This window comes from Clostridium sp., from assembly GCF_036569345.1.
GTDB lineage: Bacteria > Bacillota > Clostridia > Clostridiales > Clostridiaceae > Clostridium_AD.
This window is the reverse complement of the sequence record NZ_DATCQT010000142.1, coordinates 60020-70338: the sequence shown is the minus strand read 5'-3', so window position 1 is coordinate 70338 and position 10319 is coordinate 60020. Positions and strand designations below refer to the sequence as shown.

11 protein-coding genes are annotated in these 10319 nt (G+C 31.0%); 8 read left to right on the top strand and 3 right to left on the bottom strand.

Annotated features, from left to right (window positions below; all coding sequences use genetic code 11):
- Positions 1 to 252: 252 nt before the first annotated feature.
- The 3 genes from VIM70_RS13985 to VIM70_RS13975 all read left to right on the top strand — a co-directional run bounded on the left by VIM70_RS13985 (position 253) and on the right by VIM70_RS13975 (position 2473).
- Positions 253 to 915 (top strand): VTT domain-containing protein, encoded by a 663-nt coding sequence (locus VIM70_RS13985; RefSeq protein ID WP_331946381.1) that lies wholly within the window; start codon positions 253 to 255, stop codon positions 913 to 915.
- Between the two features lie 105 nt (positions 916 to 1020).
- Positions 1021 to 1599, top strand: a complete 579-nt coding sequence (locus VIM70_RS13980) for a phosphatase PAP2 family protein (protein ID WP_331946380.1) — start codon at positions 1021 to 1023, stop codon at positions 1597 to 1599.
- 52 nt (positions 1600 to 1651) lie between these two features.
- The gene (locus tag VIM70_RS13975; protein ID WP_331946379.1) at positions 1652 to 2473 is read left to right on the top strand and encodes an undecaprenyl-diphosphate phosphatase; all 822 of its coding nucleotides are present in this window, start codon (positions 1652 to 1654) and stop codon (positions 2471 to 2473) included.
- A gap of 63 nt (positions 2474 to 2536) precedes the next feature.
- Here VIM70_RS13975 and VIM70_RS13970 read toward each other — a convergent pair whose 3' ends face one another.
- A complete protein-coding gene (locus VIM70_RS13970) occupies positions 2537 to 2716 on the bottom strand; it encodes a hypothetical protein (protein ID WP_331946378.1) in 180 nt (59 codons plus the stop codon).
- Positions 2717 to 3010: 294 nt separating this feature from the next.
- Between VIM70_RS13970 and VIM70_RS13965 the strand changes: the two genes are divergently transcribed.
- The 5 genes from VIM70_RS13965 (at position 3011) to VIM70_RS13945 (ending at position 8209) form a co-directional block, all read left to right on the top strand.
- On the top strand, positions 3011 to 4771 hold the full coding sequence (locus VIM70_RS13965; RefSeq protein ID WP_331946377.1) for a methyl-accepting chemotaxis protein: 1761 nt from the start codon (positions 3011 to 3013) through the stop codon (positions 4769 to 4771).
- A 3-nt stretch (positions 4772 to 4774) separates the two neighbouring features.
- Complete coding sequence (locus tag VIM70_RS13960) at positions 4775 to 5197, top strand: MarR family transcriptional regulator (protein ID WP_331946376.1); 423 nt, start codon at positions 4775 to 4777, stop codon at positions 5195 to 5197.
- A 155-nt stretch (positions 5198 to 5352) separates the two neighbouring features.
- Entirely contained in the window at positions 5353 to 6123 is a 771-nt protein-coding gene (locus VIM70_RS13955) for a 4Fe-4S binding protein (protein WP_331946375.1), read from the top strand.
- Between the two features lie 17 nt (positions 6124 to 6140).
- Positions 6141 to 6764: a TetR/AcrR family transcriptional regulator gene (locus VIM70_RS13950; protein WP_331946374.1), complete on the top strand. Its 624-nt coding sequence runs from the start codon at positions 6141 to 6143 to the stop codon at positions 6762 to 6764.
- Positions 6765 to 6817: 53 nt separating this feature from the next.
- A complete protein-coding gene (locus VIM70_RS13945; protein WP_331946373.1) occupies positions 6818 to 8209 on the top strand; it encodes an MATE family efflux transporter in 1392 nt (463 codons plus the stop codon).
- Positions 8210 to 8230: 21 nt separating this feature from the next.
- Here VIM70_RS13945 and VIM70_RS13940 read toward each other — a convergent pair whose 3' ends face one another.
- Together VIM70_RS13940 and VIM70_RS13935 are read right to left on the bottom strand one after the other, a co-directional pair.
- A complete protein-coding gene (locus VIM70_RS13940) occupies positions 8231 to 9604 on the bottom strand; it encodes a HAMP domain-containing sensor histidine kinase (protein ID WP_331946372.1) in 1374 nt (457 codons plus the stop codon).
- A gap of 12 nt (positions 9605 to 9616) precedes the next feature.
- On the bottom strand, positions 9617 to 10282 hold the full coding sequence (locus VIM70_RS13935) for a response regulator transcription factor (protein ID WP_331946371.1): 666 nt from the start codon (positions 10280 to 10282) through the stop codon (positions 9617 to 9619).
- Positions 10283 to 10319: the final 37 nt, after the last annotated feature.

Below are 10319 nucleotides of genomic sequence, written 5' to 3'. Positions count from 1 at the left end.
ATTATTAATATAATTAAACTTATAGTTAATATACTTAAAATAAAATATAAAAATTCTTTAAAATAGCTATAATTATATTATTAAACATTTAGATTTTAGTTTCATTTGTTATTTAGGCAATTTTTTATTATAAGATATCATATAGTTTAAGTTGAATTTAAGTCTTTTTTAATCTGTTTTTAATCTTTTAAATATATAATATGAAATGTTGGCTTATATAAATAAGCAATCTATAACGAAAGGGGAAAAAACATGGATATCTTAATCAACTTTATAAATGGAATAATGCATATTGATAAGTATTTAGCTTTACTAATACAGCAGTATGGAATATTAACCTATGTTATTCTGTTTTTAATCATATTTATTGAAACAGGATTGGTTGTTATGCCATTTTTGCCTGGCGACTCAATGCTGTTTGCAGCAGGAGCACTAGCAGGAATTGGATCAATGAATATATTTACTCTTTTAGTTGTAGTGTATCTTGCAGCAGTACTTGGAGATACCGCTAATTATCATATTGGTAAAAAGATTGGGAAAAAGATATTAGAGAAAGAAGAAGTAAGGTATATTAAAAAAGAGCATTTAATAAAAGCTCAGAAGTTTTATGAAAAATATGGCTCAATGGCAATAGTTATAGGAAGATTTATCCCGATAATTAGAACCTTTGTACCTTTTGTAGCGGGTATCGGAGAAATGAATTACTCAAAATTTATTCCTTACAATATGATTGGTGGAGGATTATGGGTAAGTTTATTTTTAGGTGGAGGTTACTTCTTTGGTAATCTTACTTTTATAAAAAATCATTTTTCTTATATGCTAATAGCTATAATATTTATTTCATTACTACCAGTAGTTATATTATTTATAAAAGAAAAGATGAAAAAAGATGGAAATACTGAAACATGTGTTTAACTTAATAAGGCCATCAGAAGATAAAGCATGCATTTTTATGCAGTTAAATAATAACTTGCTAAACTATAATACCAAGGCTAGTATATAAGAGAGAGAGGTGGAAAGGTGTACTTTAATATTGGAGAGAGAATAGATAAACTTGATAATTATATTCTATTTGTTATTGAAAAGTATGTACATAATAGGTATTTAGATATTATAATGCCTATAGTAACATTGACGGCAAATTTAGGGATTATTTGGATTGTACTAGCTATTGGTTTAATATTAGATAAACCATATAGATTAATTGGATATTCAGTACTTTTAACATTATTTATAAGCACGATTGTTGGGGAAGGAATAATAAAACACATAGTAAGACGGGTTCGGCCATGCAATAAGCAGGAGAATATTAGTCTGTTTAGTTTAAAGCCAAACTCTTATTCTTTTCCTTCAGGGCATACCTTATCATCCTTTGCTGCTGCAGAAATGCTGTCTTTGTATTTTTCACAATATAGATTGGTATTTATGGCAATAGCATTTTTTATAGCTTTATCAAGATTATACTTATATGTTCATTATCCAACGGATGTTCTAGCAGGATTTATAATTGGAATGTTATGTTCGAAAATACTCTTTATTATGTTACAAGAAGGATACATTCAAAGGTTCGTTACTTTTTTAAGTTACCAGTTGATATAGTTTGGATCAATCAAATTCATTATATAATAAATTAAAGTAGAGGTGTAGTTACATGAACATTATATTGGTGTTAAAAGCTATAATAATAGCTATAGTAGAAGGGATAACAGAATTTATTCCTATTTCTTCAACAGGACATATGATAATTGTTGGAAATGTTATAAATTTTAAAGGTGCATTTGCAACTAGTTTTGAGGTAGTCATTCAATTAGGAGCTATTCTTGCAATTATAGTTTTATATTGGGATAAAATATGGAATTCAGTCGTGGATTTTTTTAAGGCAAAACCATCAGGGCTTAAATTTTGGACTAATATTATAGTTGCATTTTTACCAGCAGCAGTATTAGGATTTCTTTTTAATGATAAAATAGATAAATATCTTTTCAACCCATTTACTGTAGCTTTGGCTTTAGTAGTTGGTGGAATTCTAATGATTATCATAGAAAATAAATTTAGAGATAAGTATACAACAAAAAATATTGAGCAAATAAGTATTAAACAATCTCTTAAAATAGGTTGTTTTCAATGTTTTGCACTATGGCCAGGTATGTCTAGATCGGCATCGACTATAATGGGAGGTTGGATTTGTGGCGTTTCAACAGTTGCCGCAACCGAGTTTTCATTCTTTTTAGCAATACCAACTATGGTTGGAGCTACAGCACTAACTTTATATAAAAGTGGAATGAATTATAACATGGGTGAGATTATTACTTTGGTTATCGGATTTGTAGTGGCGTTTTTAGTTGCATTAATCGTGGTTGAAAAATTTGTTTCTTATTTAAAGAAAAAACCTATGAAAGTTTTTGCTATTTATAGAATAATTGTTGGAGTAGCATTGCTAGGTTTAATTCAATTTGGTGTTATTTCATTATAATTAATAATAGAATTATTTAAAAACCACATTCCTATTGAGTATAGGAATGTGGTTTTTTAATATTTATTTTTTAAAACCTAATTTTTTTAACCTTTCTATCCTTAATAATTTTTCGTTTTTTTCTTTTTCCTCTGCCTTCATTATCTGAATACTCTTAACCACAACTACAAATGCAAATGTACTTACAATAATGACGCCTGCTCCAAAGAAACCTAAAATATAAGATGCTATTATTTTCGTCATTATTACCTCCCCCATAATTGTTTTTAACATTCCCTTATATTCCACATTATCTAAGTGATTTATCCTCATGGAATATGTATATTCTTAATTTGTACATTCGTTCTTAATAGTTTTTTAATTAGAAATTGTTAACTGTTGACAATGATTTGACATCAAAGTATAATATGAAATATGAAAATAGATAAAACAATTTACATAATAGGTAGAATTTGAGTAATTACCATTTTAGAATTAATTAGAAGACATAAAGTTTGTACACAAAATAACACTTAGAGTACAAATCAGGAGGATGAAATGTTAAAGACAAGGGGAAATCTTAATCCAAACATACAAAAGACATTTAAACTGGATTCAGTTAAGAAAAAGATGATAGCTGGTTTTATGCTTTTGACATTAATAAACATAACATCCTTTTTAGCGTTCCAAATATATAGTTCATATGGACGACTAAAGGAAGAGGCACTTGATAAAAGTTATGCTTATGCGGAACACATCGAGAAAATAATTTCTCCAATAGGAATAAAACAGACAGAAAAACTACAAAGCAAGATAACTAGTTTACTAAGTACGCAATATAGTACAGCGGGATATTTAGGAGTGTTGGATAAAAACCTGAATTACATAACTAATACTGATAAAAGCAAAATTGGTACACAGCTTAAGACTCCAGAGACAGAAGCTGCAATTAAAACAAATAAAAATGTGAGTTTCACAATTGAACTTAATGGTAAAAAAGAATATATATCCATGGTACCATTGTACAATATAACAATGGTTAAGGGGGTTGACGGTGTGACCTCTGCAACTGCTAAGATAGATGTACCAGGATATGTAGTTGTCAGCATGAATACTGAAATGATGATTATCCGTCAGAGGACGGAACTTATAAAAATACTTGCGATTGGTTGTGTCCTCCTTGCGCTTTCAATAGTAATTGCTGTAATAATTTCAAAGAATATAACAAATCCTTTGAAAAGTATTAGAAGTCATCTGCATAGCATGGCAGAAGGTGATTTTACAAAGTCTGTTTCAGTAAAATCTAAAGATGAACTTCTTACATTGGCAAATGATCTTAATAAGACAAATTTTGTTTTGAAAAATATGATTGCAGATATAAAATCAACAGCTAATACAATTGATAAATATTCACATGAGGTCACCCATTCTACAAATAATATAACTGGAGCAAGTGATGAAATCTCTTTATCAATGGATGAGGTAGCAGGAAGCACTACGGAGCAAGCTAGCAGTTTATCGGATACAGTAAACACAGTAAATATATTTTCTAAAAACTTGGATAATATAAATTTAAGAATCCAGGGAATAGAAGGAAACAGCATCCAGATAAAAGATGTGGCTGATAAGGGAAATATTAAAATAAACGAACTTCTTTTAACTATGAAAGAGGTCCAGAGTTGCTTTGAATCTGTTAAAAACAAAATAGAGAATCTTTCAAGTTCAGTGGGGCAAATACACTTAATAACAGAAACAATTAACAGTGTAGCAAAACAGACAAATTTACTTTCACTTAATGCCTCGATTGAAGCTGCTAGAGCAGGAGATGCAGGAGGTGGATTTATTGTTGTTGCAAATGAAGTAAGAAAACTTGCAGATCAAACCCTTCAAGCGTCACATAGTATCTCAGAGCTTATTAATGATATTTCAGATAGTACAAGCATTGTTGCAGATACCACCACAGAGGCGATAACAAAGGTAGAAATACAATCTTCGACGATTCAAGGTACCGTAACAGTATTTAATAGGATTGTAGAACAAATTAACGTTGTAATTCCTCAAATAAATGAAGTGGCGAGTACCCTTGATCAAACAATGGCGATGAAAGATAATATTTTAATCAATGTAAAGTCAATTGCTTCAACTTCTGAAGAGATGGCTGCTTCAGCAGAGGAAGTATCAGCTTTAACCCAGGAACAATCTGTCTCGATATTTGAGCTATCTAATCTTTCAGAACAATTAAACAAGACTTCAATCTCCATGAATGAAAGCATAGATAAATTTAAAATTGACAATACTTTGATATCCAAATATAATTAAAATATGAAAACAGATAAAACGATTTACCTAATAGGAAGAATACGAGAAAGAGCAAATGAGTTTATTTTAAAAGAGTTAGAACAGATAGGGTTTAAAGACATAGCACCATCTCATGGAGATATTTTAGCAACTTTATTTAAGTATGGTGAATGTACTATGACTGATATTGCAAATAGTATTCATAGGGATAGATCTACTGTTACAACTTTAGTAAACAAGTTAACTAGATTAGGGTATGTATCATCGAGGAAAGATGTTAATGATAACAGGTCAACAATTATCTTTCTAACTGAAAAAGGAAAGGAGTTAGAGCCCAGTTTTAAAGCAATTTCACAGAAACTTTATGATATTGAATATAAAGGTATAAGTGATAATGAGAAGGAAGTTTTTAAAAATATATTAGAAAAAATTTATAATAACTTCTAAGTTAAAAACCCAGTATAATTTTCAATTATACTGGGTTTTTTCGAATTGTATTATTTAACAATTTTAAATAATAATTATATTGACCGCCGGTCGGTCAATGATGTATAATTAATTTATGAAAATAAAAGTAAAATTTTATGAGGGGGAGAATAATCTTGAAAAGAATAAGAAAAGTATCTTTGTTTTTAATGCTTTTGCTACTACCGATAACATTTAACTATTTTTCGCCATATTTAATTATCGATGGGATAGTAAATAGAATTGCTGCTGGAGCATTTTTTATCTGGACTTTTATGTTTATAACATCATTATTATTTGGAAGAGCCTTTTGTGCCTATGTCTGTCCATATGGTGGACTTCAAATGCTTGCTGATATTGTTTTACAAAAACCACTTAAAGAAGTAAAATGGCTAAGAAAAGTTAAACTTGTAATTGGATTGGCGTGGGTAACTACAATTATAGGATTACTTATAACATTTAAGGGGTTCGGCAAAGTAGACTTCTTTTATCTGACAGAAACATTTGTTTCAGTTGATAGTGTAATAAAACTTATAGGATACTATGTAATAGTAACAGGGCTTTTAATATTACCATTTATCCTTGGTAAAAGGGGATCTTGCCACTACTTTTGCCCAATGTCAATATTAAATATTGCGGGTACTAAGATTAAGAACAAAATAAATATTCCTTCACTTAGATTAATAAGCGATAAGTCAAAATGCATTTCATGCAAACAATGTAATAAGGCATGTCCTATGAGCCTTAATGTAATGATGATGGTTAAAAATGAAAAGATGGATAATACAGAATGTATACTTTGTGGTGAATGCGCTAATTCCTGCAAAGTTGAAGCTGTTAAAAGGGAATATGCAAGAAAAGAAACTTGCCAAGGATCTAAAGAGGTCGCAAGGGACGAAACCCTTTAACATAGGAGGAGATAAAAATGGGCAGAATTGTTAAGGACCCGGTTGAAAGAAGAAGAGAAATAATGAATAAAGCGTCAGAGCTCTTCTTAAATAAAGGATATGATAAGACATCAGTGAACTCGATTGTTGTGGAACTGGATATTGCAAAAGGGACCTTCTATCATTACTTTAAATCCAAGGAAGAGGTTCTTTGTGAAATACTTGAGGAAAGTGTAGAAAAATATTCTGGGGGAATAAAAAAAGACTTAAATTCTTTAACTGGAGCGGGGAACAAAATGCAGTTTTTATTAAGAAAGCTTTTAATTCCAAGCAATTCATCAGACCAGTTCATAACTCGCATTGAGGATAATGAAAATGCAAAGATGCATCAAATGTTTGATAAAAAATTCTATGAAAAATTTCATCCTATTCTTGTCGAAATAATTGAGGAAGGTATAAAAGAAGAAATTTTTGATATTATTCATCCAGTTGAAATTACAGAGATATTATTAATGGGAGTTAGGTCCTTTATGCATATTCATATTCCTAGATTCAACGACTTAAACTATGCGAAGGAAAAACTTTCTTCAATTGAAGAACTCTTCAACAGAGTACTGCGTTCAGACTCTAGGGAATTTACCTTTAAATTATTTGAGAAGTAATATATGCTAGAAGGTAATAAATCAAATGAATGTAAAAGTTGGGGGACTTCATAATGAAAAATGATTTAACTAAAGGAAATATTTTTAAAAAAATTATAATTCTAGCGTTACCTATTATGGGAACATCACTGATACAATCAGCTTACAGTATGACAGATATGATATGGGTAGGTACACTAGGCTCTAGAGCTGTTACTGCAGTGGGGACGGCGAGCTTTTTCACTTGGTTTGCCTTTGCATTTATTACAATTCCACAAATAGGAGCAGCAGTTGGAGTATCACAATCAGTAGGAAGAAAAGATGTAAAAGAGACAAAAAACTATATACGACATTCAGTACAATTGAATTTATTTTTTGCTATTTTGTATGGATTTACAATGATAATCTTTAGAAAACAGCTTATAGGTTTTTTTAACATTAAGGGCAATGATATTTTAAGTATGGCATCGGATTTTCTTGCTATAGTCTCGTCGGGGATGATATTTTTCTTTTTACCACCTGTGCTTACAGCAATATTCAATGGGCATGGAGACAGTAGGACCCCTTTTAGAATAAACATAGCGGGGCTTATGCTTAATATAATACTTGATCCTATTTTGATATTAGGTCTTGGACCATTTCCTAGAATGGGAGTCCCTGGAGCCGCTATTTCAACAATCTTTGCGCAGTTTGTTGTGACAATAATATTCATTTTTGTAATAACAAAGAAAACTGATTATTTTTCTGAGGTGAATTTTCTACAAGTACCAGATTGGAAGCATATGAGAAAAATTATTAAGTTTGGGTTGCCTGTTGCAGTGCAAAGTGGAGTATTTACCTTTATAGCAATGATAATAGCAAGGATACTATCACATTGGGGATCAACGCCAATTGCTGTACAAAGCGTTGGCTCACAAATTGAATCAATAACATGGATGACGGCTGGAGGTTTTCAAACCGCGTTAAGTGCTTTTGTAGGGCAAAATTTTGGAGCTAAAAAGTGGGACAGAATTTATAAAGGGTATTTTATAGCCATAGGTATTATAGCTGCTTTTGGGACAATGACATCATGCCTTCTAATATTTTTCCCAGGGCCTATTTTCTCTATTTTTATTTCAGAAAAAAACGTAATTAAGGATGGCATAGTATATTTGAGAATACTTGGAGTTTCGCAGCTTTTCATGTGTATAGAAATGACAACGGCAGGAGCCTTTAACGGTCTCGGAAGGACAGTTCCTCCTTCAATAGTAGGCATTGTATTAAATGCTATGAGAATACCAGGGGCGCTTTTATTGTCAACGGTTCTTGGACTGAGTGGTGTATGGTGGAGCATAAGTCTCAGCAGTATCTTAAAAGGTACAATATTAGCAAGTTGGTTTATCTTATTTCTCACACGTCATCCTGAAACAAGAGGAAGGAACCTTTTAAGGCATCACATAAATATAGAGGAGGGAGAGGGTTTTTAAGTAAAAAACTTATCTCCTACTCTATTTTGTGATAATCATTATAAAAGAGACACCAATATCTTCATTTTGAGCTTTTATACAACCATTGTACATGCTTAATATTCGTTTTACAATATCTAGACCCAAACCAAAGTTGCCCCCATTTCCCTTATTAAAAGCCCAAAATATATTCTCAAGCTTATCCTCGGGGATTTTTTCTCCATCATTATATATAGTAATGTACTGCTGTTTATCGTCTTCATAAATATTTATCCTAATTAAGCTTTTTGCATACCTTAATGCATTGTCTATTATATTTTCAAAAACTACAGTCCATTGTTCTTCATCACCAGTTATATCAATACTTTTAATATCAATCTCAAATTTAATATTTTTATCATTACAAACAAAACTTTCAATAATGCCTTCAGCTAAATCCTTAATACATATTGTTTTAAACTTATTTTTATATTTAGACATATACTTGATTTTGGTTAAGTAAAGTAGTCCTTTTACCCTTTTTTGCATTCTTTCAGCTTCAGAATCTATAACTTTCATGGTGCTTTTTAGGTCTCCCTTTGGGTAAATCCCGTCCTCTACTGCATGGGCATAACTTCTTATTACCATTAATGGTGTCTTTAAATCGTGAGAAGTCTTCTGTAGCATTGTCTGTTCGTATTCATCCTGCTTAACAAGTTCCTTTCTCATCTCCTCAATGGATTTTGAAAGCTCTCCGATTTCATCATTCCTGTCTATGTTAATACTTTCATGCCATTGTTTCATACCTATTTTTTTTACCCTGCTTTGTAGTTCTCTTAAAGGTAGCACAAGCTTCTGAGCCATATATTTTGCAGCTATAAGGCATATGATTAAAGCAATAACCATTACAGAAAATAATCGACCTATTAAACTCCCATACAAAGAATTTCTGTAAGTATCCCACATATAAGATACAACGAAATTTCCTTTTTTATTTATCCTGTTTACTCTGATTACATATAGTATTCTGCCAGAACTTGCACTTTGAACATATTTTTGAGTAGTATCAGTCTGATTTTTTACCTGCTTTTTTAAGTTATTCAGGAAGAGTTTAGCAGCAGTATTGTTTGGTATAAATTTTTGTATCTTTGTAAGATTTAATTCATCGTCATTATAATTTAATCTTACATGTTTTACAGCACGAATATCATTATTGACTGTATCAGCATTATCAGCTTGCTCTGGGTCATAGTTGCCTGTACTCTTTTGAATCAAGGTCTCTTGGGCTGTTTCAATAGTTTTATAAATTTCATTGGTGAAGAATGTTCTTATAGTTAAGGAAAAATAGACTGATAATAAAGTAAATACAATTACAATTACTAAAGTGAATATAATCCATATTTGCATGGCCAGAGGCCAATTTTTTAATTTTTTCATAATATGTCCTTTCTAACAAGATAGCCTGTATCCGTGTCCATATATGGTTTCTACCTTTAATTCAGGCATTTTTTTTCTAAGTCTCCTGACTAAATCATCAACTACCCTGTCACTTCCAAAATAATTATCTCCCCATAGATCGCCAATTATCTGCTCTCTCGTAACTGCTCCACCTTTCTTGCTTAGTAAAAGTATCAACAAATCAAATTCTCCTGAGGTCATAGATATTTCTATACTATTAAATGTTACTAACCTCTTTGACATATCAACAGTATATCCTTCAATAATTATGACATCTTTATCCTTATCACTGTTATAAACCCTTTTTAGCAATTTTTGTACTCTTATAACAAGTTCTCTGGGCATAAAGGGTTTTGCAAGATAGTCATCACTTCCCATTTCAAGACCAATAATTCTATCGATATCTTGATCTCTTGCGGATATAAATATAACAGGAACATCTTTATCCTTTTCCTTTATTTCTTTTAACAGCTGAAATCCATCTATGTCAGGAAGCATAATATCTAACACCCATAAGTCAGATTTGTTATCTATGTTACTTCTTGCCGCTGCTCCATTTAGAAAGGTGGTAACCTGGAGGCCCTCCTTTTCAAGGTAGGATTTTAATATATCATTTAAGTTTTCTTCGTCCTCTACAAGATATATTTTATAACTCATAGCTTTATAAACATCTCCCTCCGATATCTTATATAAT

What these genes read in the sequence shown, in the direction of transcription:
- VIM70_RS13945 (WP_331946373.1), top strand. Translation starts at nt 6,818, where the DNA reads ATGAAAAATGATTTAACTAAAGGAAATATTTTTAAAAAAATTATAATT.
- VIM70_RS13970 (WP_331946378.1), bottom strand. Translation starts at nt 2,716, where the DNA reads ATGACGAAAATAATAGCATCTTATATTTTAGGTTTCTTTGGAGCAGGC.
- VIM70_RS13965 (WP_331946377.1), top strand. Translation starts at nt 3,011, where the DNA reads ATGTTAAAGACAAGGGGAAATCTTAATCCAAACATACAAAAGACATTT.
- VIM70_RS13985 (WP_331946381.1), top strand. Translation starts at nt 253, where the DNA reads ATGGATATCTTAATCAACTTTATAAATGGAATAATGCATATTGATAAG.
- VIM70_RS13940 (WP_331946372.1), bottom strand. Translation starts at nt 9,604, where the DNA reads ATGAAAAAATTAAAAAATTGGCCTCTGGCCATGCAAATATGGATTATA.
- VIM70_RS13975 (WP_331946379.1), top strand. Translation starts at nt 1,652, where the DNA reads ATGAACATTATATTGGTGTTAAAAGCTATAATAATAGCTATAGTAGAA.
- VIM70_RS13960 (WP_331946376.1), top strand. Translation starts at nt 4,775, where the DNA reads ATGAAAACAGATAAAACGATTTACCTAATAGGAAGAATACGAGAAAGA.
- VIM70_RS13935 (WP_331946371.1), bottom strand. Translation starts at nt 10,282, where the DNA reads ATGAGTTATAAAATATATCTTGTAGAGGACGAAGAAAACTTAAATGAT.
- VIM70_RS13950 (WP_331946374.1), top strand. Translation starts at nt 6,141, where the DNA reads ATGGGCAGAATTGTTAAGGACCCGGTTGAAAGAAGAAGAGAAATAATG.